The 23,901-nt window shown below is 65.3% G+C and carries 22 protein-coding genes; 8 read left to right on the plus strand and 14 right to left on the minus strand.

Going from position 1 to position 23,901, the window contains the following annotated elements; translation table 11 throughout:
• Positions 1–2: 2 nt before the first annotated feature.
• Together cobD and cbiB are read right to left on the minus strand one after the other, a co-directional pair.
• On the minus strand, positions 3–968 hold the full coding sequence (cobD, locus tag NLN62_RS46940) for a threonine-phosphate decarboxylase CobD (RefSeq protein ID WP_254113189.1): 966 nt from the start codon (positions 966–968) through the stop codon (positions 3–5).
• A 10-nt stretch (positions 969–978) separates the two neighbouring features.
• Positions 979–1,920, minus strand: coding sequence for an adenosylcobinamide-phosphate synthase CbiB (gene cbiB, locus NLN62_RS46945; protein WP_254113190.1), 942 nt, complete (start codon positions 1,918–1,920; stop codon positions 979–981).
• Positions 1,921–2,044: 124 nt separating this feature from the next.
• On the opposite strand from cbiB, the gene cobU reads away from it, so the two are divergent.
• Genes cobU through bluB form a run of 3 tightly spaced genes read left to right on the plus strand, consistent with a single transcriptional unit; the run spans position 2,045 to position 3,964 of the window.
• On the plus strand, positions 2,045–2,548 hold the full coding sequence (cobU, locus tag NLN62_RS46950; protein WP_254113191.1) for a bifunctional adenosylcobinamide kinase/adenosylcobinamide-phosphate guanylyltransferase: 504 nt from the start codon (positions 2,045–2,047) through the stop codon (positions 2,546–2,548).
• 4 nt (positions 2,549–2,552) lie between these two features.
• A complete protein-coding gene (gene cobS, locus NLN62_RS46955) occupies positions 2,553–3,332 on the plus strand; it encodes an adenosylcobinamide-GDP ribazoletransferase (protein ID WP_254113192.1) in 780 nt (259 codons plus the stop codon).
• Positions 3,332–3,964 (plus strand): 5,6-dimethylbenzimidazole synthase, encoded by a 633-nt coding sequence (gene bluB / locus NLN62_RS46960; RefSeq protein ID WP_027521112.1) that lies wholly within the window; start codon positions 3,332–3,334, stop codon positions 3,962–3,964. Before cobS ends, bluB begins: the two co-directional genes overlap by 1 nt.
• 9 nt (positions 3,965–3,973) lie before the next feature.
• Here the strand turns inward: bluB and NLN62_RS46965 are convergent, their stop codons facing one another.
• The 6 genes from NLN62_RS46965 to NLN62_RS46990 are packed head-to-tail and all read right to left on the minus strand — an operon-like array spanning position 3,974 to position 9,840.
• On the minus strand, positions 3,974–5,023 hold the full coding sequence (locus NLN62_RS46965) for a LacI family DNA-binding transcriptional regulator (protein ID WP_027521113.1): 1,050 nt from the start codon (positions 5,021–5,023) through the stop codon (positions 3,974–3,976).
• The gene (locus NLN62_RS46970; protein WP_027521114.1) at positions 5,020–5,664 is read right to left on the minus strand and encodes a ThuA domain-containing protein; all 645 of its coding nucleotides are present in this window, start codon (positions 5,662–5,664) and stop codon (positions 5,020–5,022) included. Before NLN62_RS46970 ends, NLN62_RS46965 begins: the two co-directional genes overlap by 4 nt.
• A gap of 11 nt (positions 5,665–5,675) precedes the next feature.
• A complete protein-coding gene (locus NLN62_RS46975) occupies positions 5,676–6,773 on the minus strand; it encodes a Gfo/Idh/MocA family protein (protein WP_254113193.1) in 1,098 nt (365 codons plus the stop codon).
• A gap of 22 nt (positions 6,774–6,795) precedes the next feature.
• A complete protein-coding gene (locus NLN62_RS46980; protein ID WP_035661108.1) occupies positions 6,796–7,644 on the minus strand; it encodes a carbohydrate ABC transporter permease in 849 nt (282 codons plus the stop codon).
• A complete protein-coding gene (locus tag NLN62_RS46985; RefSeq protein ID WP_254113194.1) occupies positions 7,637–8,578 on the minus strand; it encodes a carbohydrate ABC transporter permease in 942 nt (313 codons plus the stop codon). The genes NLN62_RS46980 and NLN62_RS46985 overlap by 8 nt, the downstream gene beginning before the upstream one ends.
• A gap of 2 nt (positions 8,579–8,580) precedes the next feature.
• The gene (locus NLN62_RS46990) at positions 8,581–9,840 is read right to left on the minus strand and encodes an ABC transporter substrate-binding protein (protein ID WP_254113195.1); all 1,260 of its coding nucleotides are present in this window, start codon (positions 9,838–9,840) and stop codon (positions 8,581–8,583) included.
• Positions 9,841–10,019: 179 nt separating this feature from the next.
• On the opposite strand from NLN62_RS46990, the gene NLN62_RS46995 reads away from it, so the two are divergent.
• Together NLN62_RS46995 and NLN62_RS47000 are read left to right on the plus strand one after the other, a co-directional pair.
• A complete protein-coding gene (locus NLN62_RS46995; protein WP_254113196.1) occupies positions 10,020–10,778 on the plus strand; it encodes an SDR family NAD(P)-dependent oxidoreductase in 759 nt (252 codons plus the stop codon).
• Between the two features lie 40 nt (positions 10,779–10,818).
• On the plus strand, positions 10,819–12,477 hold the full coding sequence (locus tag NLN62_RS47000; protein WP_254113197.1) for a glycoside hydrolase family 3 protein: 1,659 nt from the start codon (positions 10,819–10,821) through the stop codon (positions 12,475–12,477).
• An 8-nt stretch (positions 12,478–12,485) separates the two neighbouring features.
• On the opposite strand, the gene NLN62_RS47005 is transcribed toward NLN62_RS47000, so the two are convergent.
• The 3 genes from NLN62_RS47005 to NLN62_RS47015 are packed head-to-tail and all read right to left on the minus strand — an operon-like array spanning position 12,486 to position 16,004.
• Positions 12,486–13,508: an ABC transporter permease gene (locus NLN62_RS47005; RefSeq protein ID WP_027521121.1), complete on the minus strand. Its 1,023-nt coding sequence runs from the start codon at positions 13,506–13,508 to the stop codon at positions 12,486–12,488.
• Positions 13,509–13,520: 12 nt separating this feature from the next.
• Complete coding sequence (locus NLN62_RS47010; RefSeq protein ID WP_254113198.1) at positions 13,521–15,023, minus strand: sugar ABC transporter ATP-binding protein; 1,503 nt, start codon at positions 15,021–15,023, stop codon at positions 13,521–13,523.
• A gap of 27 nt (positions 15,024–15,050) precedes the next feature.
• Complete coding sequence (locus NLN62_RS47015; protein ID WP_027521123.1) at positions 15,051–16,004, minus strand: sugar-binding protein; 954 nt, start codon at positions 16,002–16,004, stop codon at positions 15,051–15,053.
• 593 nt (positions 16,005–16,597) lie between these two features.
• Between NLN62_RS47015 and NLN62_RS47020 the strand changes: the two genes are divergently transcribed.
• From NLN62_RS47020 to NLN62_RS47030, 3 genes are all read left to right on the plus strand, one after another.
• Positions 16,598–17,641 carry an ABC transporter substrate-binding protein gene (locus NLN62_RS47020; protein ID WP_254113199.1) on the plus strand — a complete coding sequence of 348 codons (1,044 nt, stop codon included), beginning with the start codon at positions 16,598–16,600 and terminating at the stop codon, positions 17,639–17,641.
• Positions 17,638–20,400 (plus strand): hybrid sensor histidine kinase/response regulator, encoded by a 2,763-nt coding sequence (locus tag NLN62_RS47025; protein ID WP_254113201.1) that lies wholly within the window; start codon positions 17,638–17,640, stop codon positions 20,398–20,400. The genes NLN62_RS47020 and NLN62_RS47025 overlap by 4 nt, the downstream gene beginning before the upstream one ends.
• A 158-nt stretch (positions 20,401–20,558) precedes the next feature.
• Positions 20,559–21,860, plus strand: coding sequence for a sorbosone dehydrogenase family protein (locus NLN62_RS47030; RefSeq protein WP_027521125.1), 1,302 nt, complete (start codon positions 20,559–20,561; stop codon positions 21,858–21,860).
• A gap of 6 nt (positions 21,861–21,866) precedes the next feature.
• Here NLN62_RS47030 and NLN62_RS47035 read toward each other — a convergent pair whose 3' ends face one another.
• The 3 genes from NLN62_RS47035 to NLN62_RS47045 form a co-directional block, all read right to left on the minus strand.
• Positions 21,867–22,688 carry an aspartate dehydrogenase gene (locus tag NLN62_RS47035; protein ID WP_254113202.1) on the minus strand — a complete coding sequence of 274 codons (822 nt, stop codon included), beginning with the start codon at positions 22,686–22,688 and terminating at the stop codon, positions 21,867–21,869.
• Between the two features lie 75 nt (positions 22,689–22,763).
• Positions 22,764–23,150, minus strand: coding sequence for a hypothetical protein (locus NLN62_RS47040; RefSeq protein WP_254113203.1), 387 nt, complete (start codon positions 23,148–23,150; stop codon positions 22,764–22,766).
• Positions 23,151–23,278: 128 nt separating this feature from the next.
• Positions 23,279–23,893, minus strand: coding sequence for a glutathione S-transferase family protein (locus NLN62_RS47045; protein ID WP_254113204.1), 615 nt, complete (start codon positions 23,891–23,893; stop codon positions 23,279–23,281).
• Positions 23,894–23,901: the final 8 nt, after the last annotated feature.

Raw genomic sequence — 23,901 nt, forward strand, 5'->3', positions numbered from 1 at the left:
CGTCAGCCCGCAAGCGCGGCGACGAGGCGCGACCATTCCGCCTCATCACCCGGCAGCCCCAGACGCAACCATCCCGGCTGCTGGCTGAAGACGCGTGACCAGATCCGGCCGCGCGCGAGCTTGTCCTGGGCAGCAAGCGCATCACCGACATCGTAGAGCCGGAACAGCGGCGTGCCCCCGACCAGCCGCCATCCTTGCGCCGTCGCCTCGGCGTCGAGCCGCAGGCAGTCGTGGCCGAGCCGTGCCGTCGTTGCGCTGGCCCATTCGCGATCAAGCAGCGCGCGCCGACCGACGGCGATCGCAGCGCCCGAGACCGGCCACGGTCCCGCCATCGCCGAGAGCGCGGCAATGTCCGCGTCCGCGCCGAGCACAAAGCCAAGGCGCAAGCCGGCCAGCCCGTAGAACTTGCCGAATGAGCGCAGGATCAGAAGACCGTCCTGCCCCGCCTCTGGCGCGAGCGACAGCTCAGGCAGCGCATCGGCAAAACTCTCATCAATCACGAGGCGGCCGACGCGCGGCAAGAGGGCAAGCAGATCGGCCTTGCCGTGGCGCCGGCCGTCGGGATTGTTGGGATTGACGACGACGGCAAGATCGGCGCCCGCGAGCGCGTCGAGACCTGAGACCTCGGCAACGTCCCAGCCCGCGGCGGACAACACCCCGCCGTATTCGTTGTAGGTCGGCGCGAGAATGCGCGCGCGGCCCTTGCGCGAAAGATTCGGCAGACACTGGATCGCCGCCTGCGCGCCGGCCATGGCGAGCAGCGGCGCCTCTGTTGCATAGGCCTGCCGCGCGGCATCGTGAAGCGCTTCAATCTCGGACCGCGACGGCAGCGCGCGCCAGGCATGCGGTTCGATCTCACCCACCGGATAAGGCTGCCGGTTGATGCCGGTCGACAGATCGATCCAGCCCTCGATGCGCCCGCCGAACCGCTGCACCGCTGCATCGAGATTGCCACCATGTTCGCGCATCACCGCCTCGCTAGATCAAAGCCAGTGCCGCGAGCGAGCCGCCGAGCAGCAGCATCGCGCGAACATAGAGCCGCAATCCCCGGCCGATATCGGCGCCGAGCGGATCGCGCGCGCCTTCGTTCAGCCAGGGTTCGTCGGTCACGGCGCCATGATAGCTGCGTGGCCCGCTCAGGCGCACGCCGAGCGCACCGGCCATTGCCGCCTCCGGCCAGCCGGCATTGGGCGAGCGATGGCGGTTTGCATCGCGCGACATGCAGGACAAGACCACTGTGGGGTGCGCTGTCACCAACGCGAACAACAGGCCCGTCAGCCGCGCCGGGATGAAATTGGCGACGTCGTCGATGCGCGCGGCCGCCCAGCCGAACCAGAGATGACGCTCGGAGCGATGACCGATCATGGAATCCAGCGTGTTGATTGCCTTGTAGCCAAAGATGCCGGGCAGGCCCAGCAGCGCGCCCCAAAATACCGGCGCCACGATGCCGTCGGATGCGTTCTCCGCGAGGCTCTCGAGCGCCGCGCGCGAAATCCCGGCCTCATCGAGGGACGCGGGATCGCGGCCGACGATCTGCGCGACCGCAAGCCGCGCCGCCTCTAAGTCGCCCGACTGCAACGGCTGCGCGACGGCAGCAACGTGATCATGGAGCGAGCGCAGCGCGACCAGCGGCCAGGCCAGAATGCCGAGCAGGACGGCGCGGCTCCATCCGGGAATGAGCCAGCTTTGCACCAACCAGCCGATGGCAGCGCACAGCGCAATCACCAGCAGCGCGGCGGCAATGCCGGCCATGCGCCGCGTTTCGGGTGCATCCGCCGGTCTGTTCCAATTGCGATCGAGCAGAGCGATCAGCCTGCCGATCCAGGTCACGGGATGGCCGATGCGCGCGAACAATGCGGCGGGCCATCCCCAGATGGCGTCCACCGTCATCGCTACCGCCATCGCGCCGGCAAAGCCCACGTCACATCTCCTTCTCGCCTGCCCTGATGCGCAAGAATTGCGTCGCAGCGCAAGCCCCTGCCCGCCGATTTCGGCTTTGTCTTTGCGCCCGATTGGTGGTTAGTGCGGTCAGAATGGAGGTTTCATGGCGGTTGTCCTGATCACGGGAGGGGCGAGGTCCGGGAAAAGCCGGCGCGCCGAGGCGCGCGTCCGCGGCTTTCCCGGCCGGCCCGTCTACATCGCGACCGCGGAGGCGCTCGATGCGGAGATGGTGGAGCGGATCGCGCACCACCGCGCCCGCCGCGGCGGTGACTGGATCGAGCGCGAGACCCCGCTCGATCTCGTGGCGGTGCTCGATGCGACCGACGGCGGCGGCGCGCGGCTGGTCGACTGCCTCACGCTATGGCTCTCGAACCTTCTTCATGCCGGACGCGAGTGGTCGAACGAAGCTGCGCTGCTCGCTGCGGCACTTCGCAGGCAACAGAGCCCGGTGATCCTCGTGACCAACGAGGTCGGCCTCGGTATTGTGCCGGACAATGCGCTGGCGCGCAGTTTTCGCGATGCGGCCGGCCTGCTCAACCAGGCCATCGCCGAAGTCGCCGATGAGGTCGAGTTCGTGGTCTCGGGGCTACCGATGAAGGTCAAGTGAAGCCATGACCGACCGCAAGCAACTCGCCACCATCGTCAAGGATTTGCGCATCGGCCTGTCACTCGCCACGATCCTGCCGCTAGGCCCGTCGACGCCGGTCGGCGACGGCAACATTGCGCGGGCGGGCTGGACACTGCCGGTCGCGGGACTCTTGGTCGGTCTCCTCAGTGCCGCCGTTTATGCGATCGCTTCTGCAGTCGGCGTGACACCGGCACCGGCCGCGATGCTGGCGCTTGCGAGCACGATCATCATCACCGGCGCGCTGCACGAGGATGGCCTTGCCGATACCGCCGACGGCCTCGGCGGCGGTACGCGCGCGCGAAGACTCGAGATCATGCGCGACAGCCGGATCGGTAGTTTTGGCGTCTGCGCACTCATCGTGTCGCTGGGCCTGCGCTGGAGCGCGCTCGCGGCCATTGCCGCGCCGCGCGCGGTCCTGATCGCGCTTCTGCTTGCGCATGTGGCCGCGCGCGCGGGCCTGCCGCTGTTCATGGCGCTGGTGCCACCGGCGCGGACGGATGGATTGTCCGCCGGCGCCGGCCGGCCGGCAGGCCCGAACGCCGCCATTGCGCTCGGCCTTGGTGCCATCGTGCTCGCGATCGGCTTTGGCCCGGGCAAGGCGATCCTTGCCGTGATCCTGCTCGCCTTTCTCGGACTGCTGATCGCGTGGCTCGCGATCAGGCAGGTCGGCGGGCAGACCGGTGATATACTCGGTGCTTACGAGCAAGTCGCCGAGACCGCCATCCTGCTGATGGCCGCCTCGCTGTTTCACGCGGCCTCCTGATGGTCTCCTTCGACGACGATTTTCGTCGGCAATTGCGCGAGCTCTTCGTCTGGCGGCGCGACGTGCGGCGCTTCCGTAGAGATCCGCTGCCCGAGGGCACGCTGGAACGGCTGATCGACATCGCCTGCCTGTCGCCATCGGTCGGGCTCAGCCAGCCCTGGCGCTTCGTGATCGTCGAGGATGAGGCACGGCGCCGCGCTATTGTCGACGACTTCAAGCTCTGCAATGCCGATGCGCTCAAAGCCTATTCCGGCGAGCGCGCCGCGCGCTATGCCGCGCTCAAGCTAGCTGGCCTCGAAGAGGCGCCCGGGCATCTGGCGGTGTTTTCAGAAAACGCCTGCAAGACCGGACATGGCCTTGGCCGCGCGACGATGCCGGAGACGCTCGACTATTCGGTCGTCGCGGCCATCGTCTCGGCCTGGCTCGCCGCGCGCGCCGACGGCATCGGTATCGGCTGGGTGTCGATCCTCAACCCGCTCCGCGTCCGCGAGATTCTCGACGTGCCGGAGACTTGGAAATTCATCGGCTATCTCTGCATCGGTTACCCCGAGGCCGAGCTCGATCGTCCCGAGCTCGAGCGCGCGGACTGGGAACACCGGCGGCCATCGGCGGACGTCACGATCCGGCGCTGAGGTGCCCGGCTACGGCAGATTGTCCCGCAAGAAGATGTCGATGCGGATACGCTCCTGGTCGGCACTGATCGGCTCGCCCGAGCAATGCGCGAGCAAGACGCGCGCAGCGGAGCGCGCTTCGTGGCCGGGATCCTGGTTGATGATCGCATCGATGGTGCCGCGCACCAGAAAGCGCCCCGTGAACTGGGTGAGTTCGTGGGCAATCCAGACCACATCGCGGGCACGACCCGAGGCTTCCAGCGCCTCCGCGATGCCGCGATTGCCTGCGCCACAGGAATAGATGCCAAGCAGATCGGACCGTCGCGACAAGAGCTCTGCTGTGAGGACGCGCGTGCGCTCGCTGTCGTCGCGCCCCTCCAGCACCGGCAGCACAACCAGATCCGGATATTCGCTCGTCAGAATCTGGTGAAAGCCAAACTGTCTCTCGGTGTGATCGCGTAGCGACAGCGAGCCGGCAATGACGGCGACGCTGCCTTTGCGTCCCGACAGGAAACGTCCCATCAGGGTTGCGGCCGTGCGACCGGCGGCCGGATTGTCGATGCCGACATAGTGCAGGCGCCGCGCGCTCGGCGCGTCCGAGACCAGTGTCACCACGGCAACGCCGCGGGCCGCGAGATCATCGATCGCCGCGCGCACCCGAGGATGATCGAGCGCGATGACGGCGACGCCGTGATAGGCCGGCGACAGCTCCTCCAGCGTGTGGGCCAGCACGTCCGGATCGAGCACGTCGACGTGCAGGATATCGATGAATCCGCGCTGGCTGGCGAGCCACTCCGCGGTGCGCTGCACCTGCTCGGTCAAGTTGGTCATGAAGCTGTTGCTGCCGGTCGGGAGCACGAAGGCGAAGCGAAATGTCTGGCCACGGGCGAGCCGTGCGGCGGCGATATCGGCGCGGTAGCCGAGCTTTGCGACCGCCGCCTCCACGCGCGCCACCGTTTTGGCCCGCACGCCTTCGCGACGGTTGACGACGCGATCGACCGTTGCGAGCGACACTCCGGCCATGCGCGCGACGTCTTCCAGCGTCGCGCGCATGGCCGGATGTATCTCGCCGCCCGTCATCCGCGCGCCGCCCACAACATGCCGCGGATCATCATGGTCCTGATCTCGGGCACGTCGAGTTCATAGGCACGGTGGCCGAGCGAGGAATAGAACACCCTGCCCTCGCCGTAGCGCTTCTTCCAGACCACCGGCATCACCACGCCCTCGATCCAGGGCGCGTGCTCGCCGGAAAACGTCGTCGTGGCCAGCACCTCGTTGGCAGGGTCGACATGCATGTAATACTGCTCGGATCGATGCTCGAAGCTCTTCAGGCCCTTCATGATGGGGTCGTCCGGCTTCGTCAAGTCGACCCTGTAGTCGATGATGTTGCCGGGATGGGCAACCCACTGGCCGCCGCAGAGGAATTGATAGTCGACCGATTCCCGGAAGGCGTCGCACATGCCGCCATGATGGCCCGCGAGCCCGACGCCGCCGCGCACGGCCGCGCAGAGGTTGAGCGCCTCCGGCTTCTCGATCTTCGACATGGTGTAGATCGGAATGATCAGCGAGAGATCGTGGATCGCGGGATCGGCGAACGCCGCCGTCGTGGTCTCGATGCGGACCTCGAAGCCTTCCTGCTTCAGCCAACCTCGTATCATCGAGGCGCAGAGATCAGGATCGTGTCCCGGCCAGCCACCCCAAACGATCATTGCCTTGCGCATTGTCATCATCCTCAGTCGATCTGTCCGGTCTCACGTCCGGCCGGCAACATCGCCGGCCGCTCGGCGCGGCTCTCGATTTTGACGCGGCGCCCCTCATCGGCGGAAGTCTGGAACGCTTCCATCACCTCCAGGACGTGGAAGGCGAGCGCGCCGCTGGCGCGGTGCGGCCGGTTGGTGACGATGGCGCTCGCCATATCGGCGACGCCGATCGAGCGGAATTCACCTTCGACATGACCGTGGGTCAGCGGCACTGTCTCCCACTCGCCGCCGGTCTTCGCCACCTGCACCTCGCCGCCGAAGCGGTTGGGATCGGGGACCAGCATGCTGCCCTTGTCGCCATAGATCTCGATCGGCGTATGCCGGTGCTTCGGCACGTCGAAGCTCATGGCGATCGAGACCACGGCGCCGCTTTCGAATTCCAGCGTGCCGGCCACGTGGGTTGCGACCTCGACCGGGATCATCTGGCCGTTCATCGGCTGGCTGGTCACGAGACGCTCGGATTTCGGCCGCGCGGTCGAGCCCATCACGCTCGCGACGGGGCCGAGCAGCTGCACGAGGTCGGTGATATAGTATGGCCCCATGTCCAGCATCGGCCCGCCGCCGCGCAAGTAATAGAAGCCCGGGGCCGGATGCCAGCGTTCGTGGCCGGGGCACATGAAGAACGCGCTGCCCGCGACGGGCGTGCCGATGGCGCCGTCGTCGATCAGCTTGCGCGCGGTCTGATGGCCGCCGCCGAGGAAGGTGTCGGGCGCGCAGCCGACGCGCAGGTTCTTTTGCGCGGCGAGATCCATCGCCTTCCGCGCCTCGGCCACGTTGACGCCCAGCGGCTTCTCGGAATGAACGTGCTTTCCTGCGTTCAGCACCGCGAGGCTGACGTCGGTGTGCGCGAGCGGAACCGTGAGATTGATCACGATCTCGATATCGTCGCGCTTGAGCAGCTGGTCGACGCGCATCCCCGGCAGCCCGAACTCGGCGCCGCGCTTTTCCGCCACTTCGCTGCGCATGTCTGCGAGCGCCTTGACATCGAGGACCGGGAAGCGCTGCGAAGCCTTGAGGTACGCGGTGCTGATATTGCCGCAACCGATGATGCCGATGCCGACTTTTCTCATTCTTGTCTCCGTGAAGTGTCGTTCATCCCTTGACTGCGCCTGCGGTGAGACCGGCGACGATGTGCTTCTGCGCCAAGAGGAAGAGGATGATCGTCGGCAGGATGGTCAGGGTGATGAAGGCGAGGATCAGGTGCCACTCCGACGAGTATTCGCCCTGGTAGACCATGATGCCGAGCGGCCATGGATACAGCGCATCGGTGTTGAGCATCACCAGCGGCAACAGATAGGCGTTCCAGCTATTGACGAAGGTGATGGTGCCGACGGTGGCCAGGATCGGCCGCGACAGCGGCAGCGTCACGTAGCGGAAGAATTTGATGTAGCTGCAACCATCGACCAGCGCCGCCTCGAGCAGCTCGTAGGGGATATCCTTGAAGAAGCGTCTGAGCAGCAGGATGCTCATGGCGAGGCTGAAGGCGACCTGCGGCAGCACGACGCCGAGATAGGTATCGAGCAGCCCGAGATCGCGTACCTTGATGAACAGCGGCAGCACGGCGGTTGCGGCCGGAAACAACAGTCCCAGCGTCAAATAGCTCAGCAGCATCGAGCTGCCGTAGAACCGGACATGGGCGAAGGTGAATGCCGCCATCGACGCGACGATCAGGGTCAGGGTCACCGTCAGCGTCGATATGATGAGAGAGTTACGCAGGAGCTGCCAGTAGCGCTGCGAGAACAGGATGTCGGCGTAGTTCTGCCATTCCCAGTGCCGCGGCAGACCGAACGGATTGACGCGCAACTCGCCGAGCGTCTTGAAGCCGCCGAGCACGGTCGCAAGCAGCGGCACCGCGACGAAGATCGCGACAAGGCTGAGGAACAGCGCCTTGTACAACACGGCGGGATCGAACGGCGCGCGGGTGATCTCGACATTACTCATCGCGCATGAACCATCGCTTGTAGGTGAAGGCGAAGGTGACACAGGTCATGAACAGGATGACGCCGATGGCGCTGCCAAAGCCGACCCGCATGCGCGAGATGCCGTTGTTGTAGAGGAAGCTCACCATCGTATTCGAGGAATCCGCCGGCCCCCCGCGCGTCAATGGCATCACCAGGTCGAACAGTTGCAACGACCCTATGATGGCGAAGAATACCGAGAGGCGAATGGTCGGATAGAGCAAGGGAATCACGACGTGGCGCAGCGTCTGCGAGCGCGTTGCGCCGTCGATGCGCGCCGCCTCGATCAGGCTCTTGTCGAGACTCTGGAGCGCGGCGATGAAAAGCATCATGTGGAAGCCAAAGTACTTCCAGACGATCACGATCAGCACCGCCAGCATCGCGGTGTCGGTCGAGGCAAGCAGATGCGGGGCCTCGCTACCGAAGGCGCGCCAGATCGAGGCGACGAGGCCGTAATCGCCGTCATAAACGAATGAGAAGATCAGCCCGGTCGCGATCTCGGCGAGGATGTAGGGCATGAAGAACAGCATGCGCAGCGCGACCGCACCGCGGAAGCGCTCGGCGAGCATGAGCGCGAGCGTCAGCGCCAGCGGTAACTGGACGAGCAACGAGACCGCGATGATCAGGCCGTTGTTGCGCAGCGCAAGCCAGAAGGCGCGCGTCTGAAACACGAAACGGTAGTTGTCGAGCCCGATCCAGTTGGTCGGCCGGCCAAAACCGTTCCAGTTGAAGCCGGAATACCAAGCCGCCTCCCCGATCGGCACCACGACGAACAGGGTGAACAGCAGCAGCGCCGGCGGAAGGAACAGCACGAGCACGGTGAGCCGGCCGTCCCAGCTCGGTCCGCGCGCCGCGATTGGCGCAATCGCGGGCTCGACCGCGTCCATGGCGGGCGATGTCGCCATCCGCCGCGCCACGGTCAGTTGCCCTGCTTCCAGGCTGCCTCGATCGCCTTGGCCGCGTCCTGCGGGCTCATGCTGCCGCCGGCAATCTCCGCCGTGACGTCGTTGACGACGCGACCGACGGAGGGACCGAGGCTCTGGTCATAGAAGTTCTGGTGGTAGTTCGATTTCGCGAGATTGTCCGCGATGCGCTTCATGAACGCGTTGTTGAGCCCGACCTCGGCGCCCTTCACCACGGGAATAATATAGTTGCCTGCGGCAAGGCGCGTCTGCACGTCTTTTGAGACGAAGTATTTGAGGAAGTCGACCGCCTCCTTCGGCGAGCCCTTGGTGACGAGCCAGCCGGTGATGCCGCCGAGCGTATCTGATGGCGCGCCCTTGCCGCCGGGCACCACCGGGAAATCGAACCAGCCGATCTTGTCCTCGCCGAGGCCCACCTTGTCGGCGGCAAGTGCGCGCTGGAGATGATAAACGCTGCTGATCGCCAGCGTCATCGCCGCCTTGCCGTCGCCGAAATAGCCTACGGCTTGCGGATTCTTGAAGCCGAGGAAGCCGTTCTGGAACGGCTGGAGGTCCACGAGCTGCTTGAACAGCTCGCCGGATTTCTGGAACGTCTCGCCGGCAAAGCCGCCGTTTTCGCCGCGCAGCGCGGCATCGAAGGCCGGCTTGCCGCCGATCCGCACCGCAAGGTGCGTCCAGTAGAAATGTAGCGGCCATTTGTCGGCGCCGCCGACGACGATCGGCGTCACGCCCGCGGCTTTCAGCGTCTTCACCGCCGCGAGCAGATCGTCCCAGGTCTTGATGGAGGCCGGATCGACATTAGCCTTCGCCATCAGTTCCTTGTTGTAGAGGAAGCCGACCTGCGACAGCGCCGTCGGCAAGCCGTAGACGCGGCCATCCCTGCTGAAGGCGGCAAGCGCCGCCGGCGTCAGCGTGTCGGAATAACCCTTCACCTGGTCGGTGATGTCGTCGAGGACATCAGCTTCGATCTGTGCCTTCAACACGCCGCCCGACCAGCTGTAGATGATGTTGGGCCGGTCCTTGGACTGGAGAATGGTCGGAAGCTTCGCCTTGTACGCCTCGTTCTCGAGGAACTGCATCTCGATCTTGACGCCGGGATGAGAGGCCTCATAGGCCCGCGCCACCTCTTCCCAGATCTTGACCTGCGCGGGATTGACCTCGATGTGGAGCCATTTCACCGTGGTGTCGGCCATCGCCGCGCCTTGCGCGAGAAGCCATGCGGTAGCAGCGAGTCCCAGCTTCCTGAGCAGCCTCATCAGCATTCCTCCCGACTGTTTTGGTCTTGCTTATGTCGTTGGGCAATGCTGCCCTCATTTTTTGAGGTACGCAACTAAAATTCTGATCTATGCACCTCACCGACGGTGTGGCTAAGGTTCCTGGCGAGTCGTTTTTGCCGGGCGAGCGCTGCCCGGATAATAGTGCCGGGAGGACAATCATGGCCGCCATTTATCCGGACCTTGCAGGCAAGGTCGTTCTCGTCACGGGCGGCGCGTCTGGCATCGGCGAAGCGATCGTGCGGCGCTTTGCGCAGCAAAAATCCGTCGTCGTGTTCTTCGATATCAAGGCCGATGACGGCACGCGGCTGGCGCGCGAGCTTGCTGACCAGGGCCTCGCGGCACATTTTTGGCATGTCGACCTCACCGATATCGCGGCCTTGCGCGCCGGCGTCACGGAAGCCCGCAAGGCGCACGGCCCGATCAACATCCTCGTCAACAATGCCGCGCATGACGAGCGACATCCGACCGAGGAGGTGACGCCGGAATATTGGGACGACCGCATCGCCGTGAATCTGAAGCATCAGTTCTTCGCGGCGCAGGCGGTCCTGCCGGACATGAAGGCGGCTAATGCCGGCGCCATCATCAATTTCGGCTCGGTCTCCTGGATGGCAGGACAAGGCGGCATGGCCGCCTACACCGCCAGCAAGTCCGGCGTGATCGGCCTCACCCGCTCGCTCGCGCGCGACTACGGCCCCTACAACATCCGCGTCAATGCAATCGCGCCCGGCTGGATCATGACCGAGCGCCAGGTCACGAAATGGCTGACGCCGGAAGGCGTGGAAGAGCTGATGCAGCGCCAGTGCCTGAAGCGCAAGCTGATGCCGGACGAGATCGCGAAGGTGACGGTGTTTTTGGCCTCCGACGAAGCCTCGGCCTGCACCTCGCAGCATTACGTCGTGGATGGCGGCTGGGTCTGATCGAGCGATCCACCTTGCCGAGGATGGGATGAGCCCGCACATGGATACGTCCTTTCTCTCTCGTGCGCCCTTTGGTCTCGATGCGCGCGCCGTCGCGTGGGTCGAGACCACCTATCGCGCGCTGAGCCTGCAAGACAAAGTGGCTCAGCTCTTCAACCTTCTGTCGCGCGGCACCGATCCCGGTGAGCTCGACAGGCTCACGCGATTGCGACCGGGCGGAATCACGCGGTACTTCGGTCGCGATGGCGAGGCCGAGCGCGCGCGACTAGTGGCCGCTCAGAAGGCCGCACCGATCCCGCTCCTGGTCAGCGCCGATCTGGAAGGCTCGCGCATGAGCCTTCCCTTTGGCACACAGCTGCCGAACCCGCTCGCACTCGCGGCGATCGATGACCCCGCGGTGACCGCGGATATCTCGCGTATCATTGCCGAGGAGGCCGTCTCCCTCGGCGTGAACTGGTCATTCGCTCCGGTGATCGACATCAATCACGCGTTTCGCAGTTCGATCGTCGGCACGCGAAGCTTTGGCTCCGATCTCGAAACGATCCGCCGTCATGCGCTGCCCCACATCGAGGTCCTGCAAAAGCATGGCATCGCCGCGACCGCCAAGCATTGGCCCGGCGAAGGCTACGACGACCGCGACCAGCATCTGCTCACCACGATCAATCCGCTCTCCATGGAGCAGTGGGAGGCGACGTTCGGCAGGCTCTATCGCGCGGCGATCGACGCCGGCGTGCTCTCCATCATGTCCGCCCATATTGCGCTGCCTGCGTACGTCAGGAGCCAGCTATCCGATCCGGGCGTCGAGGCTTTCAGGCCGGCCTCCATCAGCAGGCTTCTCAATATCGAGCTGCTTCGTCACAAGCTCGGCTTCAACGGCCTGATCGTCTCGGATGCCAGCGAGATGGCCGGCCTCACCTCCTGGTGCCGCATCCGCGCGGCCAAGTCGCAGATCATCGCCGGTGGGTGCGACATGATCCTGTTCTCGCGCGCGCCGGAGGAAGACATGGCGGAGGTGCGCGCGGCTGTCGAGGATGGCCGCCTGCCGGCCGAACGGTTCGAGGACGCGGTGCTGCGTGTCCTCGCTCTGAAGGCGGCGCTCGGTCTCCACGAGATGGCAACCGTTGGGCCGACCGGAGCGATTGCGCGGGCTTCCGACAAGGTCATCGCCGACGCGGCCTTGCGGCGGGCGCCGACCCTGGTCAAGGACACTCTGGGCCTCCTGCCCATCAGTCCGCGGCGGCATCGGCGCGTGCTGGTAATATCCGGCGGAATCATCAGTCCGCTTCATGACTCACCGCACGAATTCAGCCTGCCGGATATGCTGGCCAGGGAGGGATTCGAGGTTACGCTGCACACCCAGCAGCCCGCGGTCGATCCGGCCGGTTTCGATCTCGTCCTCTATCTCCTTGGAGAAGAGACGTTGCTTACGCGCGGGCGCATTTTCCTCGATTGGGCACGGCTTGGCGGCGATTTCGTCGGTGCCATGCGGCGCTATTGGCACGACATTCCGACCATCATGGTCTCGTTCGGCTATCCCTATCACCTCTATGACGCGCCCCGCGTGCCCGTCTACATCAACGCCTATTGCACGATCGACGAGATGCAGGCAGCCGTCATCGACCTGTTGATGGGACGACATCCCTGGAACCGGAACAGTCCCGTTGATCCCTTTTGTGGCCTCGAGGACGCGAAGTACTAACCTCTATTTCACTCCGCGTTCGCCCGCTCCAGCGGCGCTGCTGCAACGCTCGCCTGCGGCCGCGCCTTCGCCGTCGTCGCGCGGCGACGCTGCATGAGATACTGGTCGCCGAGCACGCCGATCAGGATCACCGTGCCCATGACGGCAAAATTCAGCGAGCTCGGAATGCCCAGGAGATTGACGAGATTCTGCAGCACCTGGAGCAGCACGGTGCCGAGCACGACACCGATGATCGAGCCCTCGCCGCCGCGCAAGGAGCAGCCGCCGAGCACGGCGGCGGCAATCGCGTACAGCTCGTAGAAGGAGCCGTGCACCGCCGGCGAGATCGAGCGGGTGTACATCGCGATCAGGATCGCGGCGAACGCGGTCAGCCCCCCGCAGATGATGTAGGCGGAAATCACGACGCGATCGGAACGGATGCCGGAATAGCGCGCCGCCTCCTCGTTCTTGCCGACGGCGTAGAGATAGCGGCCGAACACGGAACGGTGCAGCAGCACCCAGGCGATGGCGGCGACGATGAAGAGCGCGACCACGCTGTGCGGCAAGGGAAAGCCGAGCACATTGGTGCGGCCCGCGGTCAGCCATTCCAGCGTCGGAAAGCTCGCGCCGAAGCCGAAGCCGGCGGTGGCGTCCTCGGTATAGTAGCGCGCTGCGCCGCGATAGATCAGAAGTCCGCACAGCGTCACCACGAAAGGCTGGATGTGCATCCGGGTGACGAGCGTGCCGTGCACGAGGCCGATCGCGAGCCCACCGGCGATGATCGCGGCAAAGGCGAGCATCCAGTTGACGTCGTGATTGACGATAAGGTCGATGAAGAGCACCCCTAACAGCGCGATGACCGAGCCGACCGAGAGCTCGATTCCGCCGATGATGATGACGAAGGCTTCTGCGATCGAAAAGATGCCGAACATCCCGACCTGGTTGGCGGTGTTCGAGAGATTGCCGACCAGGAGGAAACGCGGGTTGATGAAGGTGACGACCGCACCGACCACGAGGATCAGGATCAGGAGGCTCAGATCTTTCTTGTTCAAGGTCCCCTCGCCTCAAATTGTGTGGCCGACCGCCAGTTGCAGCACATTGTGCTCGCTGAACTGGCTGCGATCAAGGAAACCCGAGATCGCCCCCTCATGCATGACGGCGATGCGGTCGCTCACCCCGATCACCTCCTCCATGTCGCTGGAGATCATCAGGACCGCGACGCCCGCATCGGTCAGGCGGCGCAGCATGTCGTAGATCTCCTGCTTGGCGCCGACGTCGATGCCGCGCGTCGGCTCGTCGAAGATCAGGACTTTCGGCCGCATCGACAGCCATTTGGCGAGCACGACCTTCTGCTGGTTGCCGCCGGACAGTGAGCCGACCGCGGTTTCGACGTCGGGCGCGCGGATCTTGAGGCGCTCGCGCTGGCGACGGGCGTTCTCGGTCTCGCGCGCGGTGTTGACGAGCCAGAGGCGCAGATATGAGGACAGATCCGGCAGCGAGATGTTTTCGGCGATCGAGAAGTCGAGCAGGAGGCCGGAACTCTTGCGGTCCTCCGGGACGAGATAAATACCGTGCTCGATCGCGGCGCGCGGGCTGGCAATGCGGATCGGCTCGCCCTCGAGCCTGATCGCGCCACCGCGCAAGGGATCGACGCCGAAAATGGCCCGCGCGAGTTCCGTGCGTCCCGAGCCGACGAGGCCGGCAAGCCCCAAGATCTCGCCGCGGCGCACCGACAGGCTGACGGCGCGCTCCGGATAGGTGCCGGTGACGGCTTCGACGATGTCGAGCACGGCCTCGCCCGGAGGCGCTGCCGGCGGTACGTAGAGCGATTTGAGGTCGCGTCCGATCATCAGGCGGATCATCGCCGCCGGCGAGAGCTCTGCTCGGGTCAGCGCGCCGACCATGCGCCCGTCGCGCAGCACCACCGCGCGGTCAGCGCACTGCATCACCTCGTTGAGGCGGTGCGTGATGAAGATGATGCTGACGCCGTCGGCCTTGAGGCCCGCGATGACGCGTATCAGGCGGTCCGTCTCGGTCAAGGTCAGGCTCGAGGTCGGCTCGTCCATGATGACGAGGCGCGCATCGAGCGAGAGCGCCTTCATGATCTCGACGAGCTGGCGCTGGGCGAGCGACAGCTCGGCGAGCGGCGCGTCGGGTTCGAAATCGGCGCCCAGCCGTTCGAGCAGCGGTCGCACCTTTGCATAGAGAGCCTGCCGGTTGATCAGCCTGAGCGGCCCACCATGCACCGGCTCGCGGCCGATGAAGACGTTGCCGGCGACGTCGAGATTGTCGAAGAGGTTGAGTTCCTGGTGGACGAAGGCGATTCCGGCCTGGATCGCCTCCGCCACGGTGAACCAGCCCCGCTCGACGCCATCCACCCGGATCAGGCCGCCACTCGGCTCGACGACGCCGCCGAGCACGCGCATCAAGGTCGACTTGCCTGCGCCGTTCTCGCCGATCAGCGCGATCACCTCGCCCGGCGCGACCTTGAGGTCGACGTGGTCGAGGGCGACCACGCCGGGATAGGTCTTGCTGATGTCGACCAGCTCGAGGAACGGCTCAGGCATTGGCGGCTGCGAGCAGCGCTGACACTCCTACTTCTTGAGCATCGCTTTCATCGAGGCCATGAAGTCGTCGACGTTCGCCTTGTCGATGACCTTCCCGGGAACGATGATAATGCCGTTCGCCGGAATCCCCGACTTGTCGCCGCCGATGTAGGCGGCCATCAGCTTCATGCCCTGATAGCCCCACTCGAACGGCTGCTGGACGACGGTGCCGGCGATGCTGCCTTCCTTGACGCCGCCGAGCGTGATCGGATCCTCGTCGAAGCCGATGATCTGGATCTTGCCGAGCTTGCCGGCCTCCTTGAGCACCTCGTAGATGCGCGGCGTGTTGTAGGAGTAGAAGCCGACGAGGCAGCTGACGTCGGGCATGGCGGCGAGGATGTCCTCGACGTTTCGCTTGGCCCGGGTCTGGTCGATCTCGTCGCCGCGGACGTCCACGAGCTCGACCTTCGAGCCCTTGATCGTCTCCTTGACGCCCTCGATGCGCTCGCGGGCGTTGTCGGCGCCGGGCAGACCGACGAAGCCGACACACTTGCCGCCGCTCGGCAGCGCCTTCAGCATCAGCTTGCCGGCTTCCTTGCCGAGATCGGTATTCGACGAGCCGATATAGGCCACTCTCTTCGAGGCCGGAGCGTCGCTGTCGGTGGTGAACAGCACCGTCTGCGAGGCGACCTTGTTCAATTGCTCGGTCTGGTTCTTGGGATCGACGGCACTGACCATGATGCCGGCAGCACCTGCCGCGACGAGGTCGTCCATCACCCGCTGCTGCACGGCAGCCGCGGCCTGTTCCGGGTATTTGAACTGAAGCTCGAAATTGGGCAGTTCGCCCTGCGCCTTCTTCACGCCGGCCTCGGCGATTTTCCAGAAGTCGGACGCGCCGTTGACGACGAAGGCCAGAACCTTCTTGTCCGCCGCGTTGGCCGAGCCGAGACCCAGCGCGACCGCGAACGCAACGGATACACCTGCAACCAAGAGACGCTGCATACATCCCTCCCTTTTAAGCGGTTGACCGTCGATCGCGGCCAACTCTTCATGTCATTTACGCAATCGCCCTGTTTCCCCCGCCACTGGACCAACGAAGCCCGGCTCCGGATCAACGGAGGTCGCGGCGCCGTCGGCTTCAGCCTTCAAGGAAGAAAAATGAGGCACGCACCTCAAACGTACCAGAAACCCTCCGGACGTGCAACCGAGGGCCCGTTCGCTTTGATCGGAGCAGGCAAATCAGCCGAAAGCCCGTAGCCCGGGCGAGCGAAGCAACACCGGGACGATCACACGCGGAATCCCGGGTATCGCTTCGCTCACCCGGGCTACGATTTCTACTTTGCATGGGGTTGTTTTCGCGAAATGAGAAATCGCGTGCGCCGCCCGGCCAATCCCGCCAGCACCGGGCAATTCGCGTCACCCAAAATATTCATATTGACGGAATTCGGAATTATCGTATTCTAGGTTCACTTGGCGTCCGACACGCCCCGATAGCTGCGAACGAACATTCACAGGCGCGATCCCCCACCATTTGTTATCACGGCGCTTTCGCGCTATTCACTCCGGCTGGAATAGGCCATCGTGCAACCCATTACATGATCGGGCAGTCCGCGCGTCCCCTCGCCCCGGTGGCGGTCGACCGCCGAAACTTCATTCGCCTCGCCGGAGCATCGGCCGCGGGATGGTTTGCGCTCGGCGCATCGCCGGACCGGGTCCGCGTCGTCGCCTCCCTGATCGGATTGCCGCTCGGCGATCCCCTGACCAACCGGAGTGCGCCGGAGAGCGCGACCTCGCGACTGAGCGCGCTGATCCAGGGCATGACCGAGCGCGGATGGGTGGAAGGCGTCAATGTCCGCTACGAGACCCGTTCGAGCTTCGGCGGCCCGGCGCAGCAGGAAGCTGCGATCCGGGAAATCCTAGCACTCAAGCCGGACGTGATCCTGACCTCGTCGACGATCGAGACCGCAGCTCTGACGGCGGCCAACAAGACGATCCCGATCGTGTTTGCCACCGCCAACGATCCCGTCGGCAACGGCTTCGTCGAGAGTCTCGCGCGCCCCGGCGGCAACGTCACCGGCTTTACCAACAGCACCGCCGAAATGGGCGGCAAATGGCTTCAGCTCCTGCGGGAAGCAGCTCCCGCCATCGAGCGCGTCGGCGTGCTTTTCAATCCGGAGACCGCACCGCGCGCAGGGCGCTTCTTTCTCGACTCGATCGAATCCGAAGCCGCATCGACGGGCGTGACTGTCACGCCGGTGCCGATCAACGACGCAACCGGAATCGACCAGACCATCCGCGGCTACGCCGGTGCGCCCGCGGGCGGGATGATCGCGCTCGTCGACAGCTTCCTGGTCATCAACCGGCGCGCCATCGTCACCGCCGCCGCGCAGCACCGCGTTCCGGCAATCTATCCCTTTCACTATTTCATCGACGTCGGCGGGCTGATGAGCTACGGCGCCTCCCTCGAGGTGCGCTCGGCGGACTATGTCGACCTCATCCTGCGCGGGACCAGGGCCGGCGACCTTCCGGTGCAGTCGCCGCGCAAATACGAGCTTTTGATCAACCGCAAGGCTGCCGATGCCCTGGGGCTGAAGCTGCCAGCCACTTTGCTCGCCCGCGCCGACGAGATCCGCGAGTGAACGAGCCGGCCGACCAGGACACCTCGCGCACGCCTCCGAGCCGGCTGTTCCGCAAATATCTCTATTCGTTCGTCGCGCTTGCTTTCGCGGCGCTCGCCGTCAACACCGCGCTCGAGGTCTGGTTCTCCTACCGCGAGCAGCAGCAGCTCCTCGCGGCGACCCAGCGCGAACAGGCCGCATCGGCGGCGATCCAGATCGGCCAGTTCATCGGTCAGATCGAGAGCCAGCTCAGATGGCTGTCGCGTCTGCCGCCGGATCTGTCGGCGCAGGAGGACGAGCGGCTGAACGCCATCCGCCTCTTCCGCCTCTCGCCCGCCATCGCCGAGATCGCAACGCTCGATGCCCTCGGACGCGAGCAGGTCCGCGTGTCGCGCCGCCTCGCCGACAAGGTCGGCAGCCAAGCCGATCTTGCGGCCTCGCCGGCCTTTCTCGGCGCCAGGGCGAGCGGCATCTATTACGGACCTGTCTACTTCTTCGGCGATACCGAGCCGTTCATGACGCTTGCCGTTCTCGGCGGCGGCAACGATCCGCAAGTCACGGTCGCCGAGGTCAATCTGCGCTTCATCTGGGACCTCGTCGCCAGGATCAAGGTGGGCAGCACCGGCAAGGCCTATGTCGTCGACCGCAAGGGACAGTTGATCGCACATCCGGACTTGTGGCCGGCGCTACGCCACACCGATCTTTCCGGCCGTCCCGACGTCCAGGCGGCGCTTGCCGGCACCCCGCCCGCCGCGGGAGGACTCGTCAAGGAAGACCTGTCGCAACGGCGCGTGTTGTCGACTTACGCAACCGTCCCTCCGCTCGGCTGGCTCGTTTTCGTCGAGCTGCCGATCAGCGAAGCCTATGCGCCGATCTACGCCTCCATCGGGCGCTCGACGTTCTTGCTGGTCGCCATGCTCGCATTCGCCGTTCTGGCGGCGTTCCTGCTCAGCCGGCGCATGACCGTCCCCATCCAGATGCTGACGCAGGGCGCAAAACGGATCGGCAGCGGCGATCTCTCCTTACGGCTTGCCATCAGGACCAATGACGAGCTGGAGGCGCTCGGCGACCAGTTCAACGTGATGGCCGCGCATTTGCGCGATTCCTACGCGACGCTGGAGCGCAAAGTTGCAGAACGCACGGCCGAGCTCGAAAAGGCCCGCGATCATGCGCTCGCCGAGCACGATGCCGCCGAGCGCGCGCGCAACGCCGCCGTAGAGGCCAACGAGACCAAGTCGCGCTTCCTGGCCGTCGTCAGCCATGAGCTGCGCACACCGCTCAACGGCGTCATGGGCGTGTTGCAACTGCTCGACGACGGCAGCCTGAACGAGGCGCAGCGGCGACACCTCGCGACTGCGGCCGGATCCGGCGAAACCCTGATCGCATTGGTCGATGCGATCCTGGAGTATGCGCGGCTGGAAGCGAGCACGGAAGCACTTGAGACCCGCGATTTCCGCCTCGATCAGCTCATCCAGACGGCCGCTGAGCTGATGCGTCCGCAGGCGGTGGCGAAGGGGCTGGCATTCGAGCTGTCTTGCGATGCGAGCCTCAATGCGCATGTGCATGGCGATCCGGTGCGGCTCAATCGCGTGCTGCTCAATCTCATCGGCAACGCCGTCAAGTTCACCGCGAAGGGCAGCATCACGCTCAAGGCCGCGCTCGCGCAGCAGCAGGATGCCCTGCTGCTGCGCGCGTCTGTCGCCGATACCGGCATCGGCATCGCATCCGCCATGCACGAGCGGATCTTCGAGGATTTCGTGCAGGCCGACGACAGCATTGCACGACGCTTCGGTGGCACCGGGCTAGGACTTGCGATCGCCCGCCGCCTGACGCGGTTGATGGGCGGGGACGTGACGGTGGAGAGCACGCCAGGCTCCGGGAGCGTGTTCCACCTCGCCGTCCCGCTCGGACTTGTCGAGTCAGCGACCTCACAGGGTGTTCCACGCGCGCCGTCGCGCGCGCTGCGCGTGCTGCTGGTCGACGACGATCCCGTCAATTGCGAGATCGGCGAAGCCATGCTCGGGCGGCTCGGGCATCATGCCGTGATTGCCACAGACGGCGCGTCCGCGGTCGAGCGGGCCCGCGAGGCGGCGTTCGACGTCATCCTGATGGACCTGCACATGCCCGACATGGACGGCGTGGAGGCCGCGGCGCGCATCCGCCAGCTTCGATTGCAGCAGACACCGCGCATCATTGCGGTGACCGCGGATGTGTCGCGGAATGCGCGCGAGCGCCTCGCCGGTGCCGGGATCAACAAGATCGTCGGCAAGCCGATCCTGATCAAGAACCTGTGCGACGCGCTCGAAGACGATCCGCAAGAGGGATCGGAGACAGCCCGGCTGGCCGCGGGCACGCTGATCGACGAGCGCTTCCTGAGCGATCAAAAAGAGCTGCTGGGCGCACAGCAGATCGCCAAGCTCTGCGAGCTGCTCGAGGAGACGAGTGAGACGCTCGCTACCGACATCGCCAGGGCCGCAGCCGCAGATGATCGCGCGCAGCTTGCGAAATGCGCGCACCGGCTTGGCAGCGCCGCCAGCGCGCTTGGCCTCGTTCGCCTGTTCGAAGCCTGCAACGCGATCGAGCTTGCGGCCGCATCGATGTCGATTGTGGAGTGCCGGACCGCAGGCCGTGAGCTGGACACGCTCCGGCAGGCATCCCTGCACGCGCTGGCCGGTCTGATCGGCCCCGAAAGAGAGCGCACCAGCGCCGGAGCCCCAGCGGTCCAAAAAGAGGCCCGCCAACCGGGGCGGGCAGGATTTTTAAGGGAGGAAGCGCCCTGACAAGGGAGCGCTATGCAATCTCTGCGATTCGATTGGAAACGGTAAGATCGTATAACTACTGTCATCTGCGTCTGCCTTGCTGCTAGCGGGCCGGCCGCAGGACCATCGCGACTGCCGCGCAGGCCGGATCGGTTCCGCGGGCTCAACAGGGGATTTTCATGAGTTTTTCCAGCGTGTTCGCGCGCATCGTCGCGCTGATCGGCGGAGCTGCGCTCGTCTGGCGGCGGATGTCGGAGACCCAACCACAACCGGCCTGGGGCGGCGCGCCACAGATTCCGGAAGCCAAGCCGCAAGGCGCCATCCCGACGCTGAAGATGCCGACCGCGCGGGGCTGGCGCGATGGCGAGAAGCCGGTCGCCGCGCCCGGACTGAAGGTCAACGCATACGCGAGCGGGCTCGACCACCCGCGCTGGATCAACGTGATGCCGAATGGCGACGTGCTGATCGCCGAGGCAACGCAGATCGCGGGCGCGCCGAGGAGCGTGTTTCACTATGCGATGCAGGCGACGATGCGGCGCGCCGCAGCGCTCGGCGTCAGCGCCAACCGCATCACGCGGCTGCGTGATGCGGACGGCGACGGCGTTGCCGAGCAGCGCGGAACGTTCATGGAAGGACTGAGCCAGCCGTTCGGCATGGCGCTCATCGGCGACACCTTCTATGTCGGTAACACCGACGGCGTGGTCGCGTTTCCCTATGTCGCGGGCGCGGAAAGCATTAAGGCCTCGGGACGCAAGCTCATCACCTTCAAACCAGACGGACACTGGACGCGCAGCCTGCTGCCGAGCGCGGACGGCAAGAAGCTCTATGCCGGCGTCGGCTCGCTCAGCAACATCGCCGAGATGGGCATGGAGGTCGAGGAGGGCCGCGCCGCCGTGTATGAGCTCGATCTCGTGAACGGCACGAGCCGCATCTTCGCCGGGGGCCTACGCAATCCCGTCGGCCTCGCCTTCGAGCCGAACACCGGCATGCTCTGGACCGTCGTCAACGAGCGTGACGGGCTGGGTGACGAGACGCCGCCCGACTACCTGACCTCGGTGCGCGACGGCGGCTTCTACGGCTGGCCTTACTGCTATTGGGGCCAGACGGTCGATGATCGCGTGCCGCAGGATGCAGCGATGGTCGCAAAAGCGCTCACGCCGGACTATGCGCTCGGCGGGCACACGGCCTCGCTCGGCCTGTGCTGGATGCCGGCCGGCACCCTGCCCGGTTTTCCCGACGGCATGGTCATCGGCCAGCACGGCTCCTGGAACCGCTCGACGCTGAGCGGCTACAAGGTGGTGTTCGTGCCGTTCGAGAACGGCAAACCTTCTGGTCCCGCGCGCGACATCCTGTCGGGATTCCTCGCACCCGACGAGAAGGAGTCCTATGGCCGGCCGGTCGGCGTCGCGCTCGGGCCTGACGGCTCGCTGCTGGTGGCCGACGACGTCGGCAACGTCATCTGGCGCGTGACGGGCGCGTAAGCGCGCTCACGTCCCCACGCTGAGCGTGGCGCGCTGCTTGCGCAACAGGGCGATCACGGACAATGCCGTGATCATGCCGGTCTTCGGGTTCTCCGAGGGGATGTTCTCGATTCCCATCGAGAAGCGCGCGGAATCCGCCTCCACCTCGATGCGGTGCACGTTGCGCGTCACGCTCGGATCGGCCCAGATCTCGACCATGGTGCGATCGGGACCGACGCCCGCCAGCGACAGCGCGACCGCGACGTTGAGATTGGCCGGAAAGCCCTTGGCCGCCTCTCGTGCCGTGCCCGCGAACAGCCTGAGCGGCTCGCGCAAATTGTCGATGTCGATGCCGTTCTGCACGATGAACGGCGCGCCCTTCAATCCGTCGATCGGCTTGCGCGTGACCATCTTGACCGAATGGATGGTGCCGACGGCTGCCGCATTGACCGCATCGAGCCCAATCAGCGCACCGGTCGGCACGATGATGCGGCCGCGATTTGCCTTGGCGAGATCGATGAGGTCGGAATTGTCCAGGAGCGCACCGACGCTGACGACCACCGCCGCCTTGCCTCGCCTCACCACCGGCTCGACGATGCTGCGCAACAGATGGCTCGGCGCGCACTCGACGACGATGTCGGCGGCCTCGGCGAGCTGCTCGATCGGCAAGATGGCCGGCGGCTGGCGCAGGCTGCTCAGAAATGCGCGGTGCTTGTCGGGGTCGCGTGCTGCAATCGCCGACAGGACGAGACCCTCGATGCCGCGATCGAGCTCGACGGCGATCTTCGTGCCGATCGAGCCCAATCCAGCGATCGCAACCCGCACGTCCTGCTGCTGATGATCGGCCATGCGCAACACCTCTCTGCCGCGCCTTTCATAGCCCGGCAGCCTCATGCGCGCAAAGTCGCTTCAAGCGGCCTCGGCTCACTGCTCGAAGGTACGCACGCCGTGAATGCCGGCATCGGTGCGGATCATCCGCCCTTTCTTGCCGTCGGACGTGACGAAGATATCCCAATGCGCGGTGCCGCCGGGCTGGCCGTCCATGATCAGGGCGCCGGTACAATCGGCGTTGATGGTGTACGTGCCCTGAAGCGTTTCGCGCACCGGGCTGTTGGTCTGGCGGATCGAAGTCTGCTTGCCCGAGAACCTGCCGCTGCCGTCGAAATTGAAGACACCGTAGTGCACGTTGGTGCCCTGTCCGTCGAAGACGTAGGCGCCCTGCAGCTTATCCACCGCGCATCCAGCAGCGGCGTAGGTGGGAGAGATCGAAGCGCACGCCAGGATCAGGCCGCCGACCGCGCCTGCCAACATTCGATTGAACTGCATGTTTGCCCCACTGCTCAGACGTTGAGAGCGCAAGCACACGCGCAAATTGAGGCGCAAAAAGGGAGACCACTCGAAGCCCGCAGATTTGCGGACAACGCAGCGCAGTGCGCGTGTCAGTTACGCCCCGACAGCGCGCGCAGGCGCGCGTAGGCCGGTCGCGCGAGGCAGCCGTCGAGCCACCGCGCCAGATGCGGACAGGCCGACAGATCGAGCCGGGAAATCCTGCCCCAGGCAAGGATGGAGGCGACGTTGAGGTCGGCAACCGTGAAGCCGTCACCAGCGAGATGGCCGCGTGCGGCGAGCGCCTTGTCGAGGATGCCGAGCGGCCTTTTCAACAGGAGTTCGGATCGCGTGGCATGCGAGGGGTCGCGGCAAAAGTCCGGTAACAGCGCGCGATGCATCAACAGATCGAGCAGCAGGCCATCCAGCTCCAGCATCGCCCAGATGCTCCACTGCGAGGCAAGGCCGGTGACCTCCGGCCCGCAATGCATGGGCCCACCATACTTCTGTGCGAGATAGAGATTGATCGCCATGGATTCCCACAGCACGAGATCGCCGTCGACAAGCGTCGGTATCAACGCGTTCGGATTGAGACGGAGATAGTCCGGCGTTTGCAGATCAGCGGGGCTGGTGCTCCTTTCGACCAGCTCGTAGGGCTCTCCGATCTCCTCGAGCATCCAAAGGCAGCGCGTCGCGCGCGATCGCAGATTTCCGTAGAGCTGAAGCATCGTGGCCT

It is taken from the genome of Bradyrhizobium sp. CCGUVB23 (assembly GCF_024199885.1).
In the GTDB taxonomy this organism is placed as follows: domain Bacteria; phylum Pseudomonadota; class Alphaproteobacteria; order Rhizobiales; family Xanthobacteraceae; genus Bradyrhizobium.

Bases quoted from the DNA above. Each gene is read 5' to 3' on its own strand.
- cobD (WP_254113189.1), bottom strand. From the start codon at position 968: ATGCGCGAACATGGTGGCAATCTCGATGCAGCGGTGCAGCGGTTCGGC.
- cobU (WP_254113191.1), top strand. From the start codon at position 2,045: ATGGCGGTTGTCCTGATCACGGGAGGGGCGAGGTCCGGGAAAAGCCGG.
- cobS (WP_254113192.1), top strand. From the start codon at position 2,553: ATGACCGACCGCAAGCAACTCGCCACCATCGTCAAGGATTTGCGCATC.
- bluB (WP_027521112.1), top strand. From the start codon at position 3,332: ATGGTCTCCTTCGACGACGATTTTCGTCGGCAATTGCGCGAGCTCTTC.
- NLN62_RS46965 (WP_027521113.1), bottom strand. From the start codon at position 5,023: ATGACGGGCGGCGAGATACATCCGGCCATGCGCGCGACGCTGGAAGAC.
- NLN62_RS46970 (WP_027521114.1), bottom strand. From the start codon at position 5,664: ATGCGCAAGGCAATGATCGTTTGGGGTGGCTGGCCGGGACACGATCCT.
- NLN62_RS46975 (WP_254113193.1), bottom strand. From the start codon at position 6,773: ATGAGAAAAGTCGGCATCGGCATCATCGGTTGCGGCAATATCAGCACC.
- NLN62_RS46980 (WP_035661108.1), bottom strand. From the start codon at position 7,644: ATGAGTAATGTCGAGATCACCCGCGCGCCGTTCGATCCCGCCGTGTTG.
- NLN62_RS46990 (WP_254113195.1), bottom strand. From the start codon at position 9,840: ATGAGGCTGCTCAGGAAGCTGGGACTCGCTGCTACCGCATGGCTTCTC.
- NLN62_RS46995 (WP_254113196.1), top strand. From the start codon at position 10,020: ATGGCCGCCATTTATCCGGACCTTGCAGGCAAGGTCGTTCTCGTCACG.
- NLN62_RS47000 (WP_254113197.1), top strand. From the start codon at position 10,819: ATGGATACGTCCTTTCTCTCTCGTGCGCCCTTTGGTCTCGATGCGCGC.
- NLN62_RS47010 (WP_254113198.1), bottom strand. From the start codon at position 15,023: ATGCCTGAGCCGTTCCTCGAGCTGGTCGACATCAGCAAGACCTATCCC.
- NLN62_RS47015 (WP_027521123.1), bottom strand. From the start codon at position 16,004: ATGCAGCGTCTCTTGGTTGCAGGTGTATCCGTTGCGTTCGCGGTCGCG.
- NLN62_RS47020 (WP_254113199.1), top strand. From the start codon at position 16,598: ATGATCGGGCAGTCCGCGCGTCCCCTCGCCCCGGTGGCGGTCGACCGC.
- NLN62_RS47030 (WP_027521125.1), top strand. From the start codon at position 20,559: ATGAGTTTTTCCAGCGTGTTCGCGCGCATCGTCGCGCTGATCGGCGGA.
- NLN62_RS47035 (WP_254113202.1), bottom strand. From the start codon at position 22,688: ATGGCCGATCATCAGCAGCAGGACGTGCGGGTTGCGATCGCTGGATTG.
- NLN62_RS47040 (WP_254113203.1), bottom strand. From the start codon at position 23,150: ATGTTGGCAGGCGCGGTCGGCGGCCTGATCCTGGCGTGCGCTTCGATC.
- NLN62_RS47045 (WP_254113204.1), bottom strand. From the start codon at position 23,893: ATGCTTCAGCTCTACGGAAATCTGCGATCGCGCGCGACGCGCTGCCTT.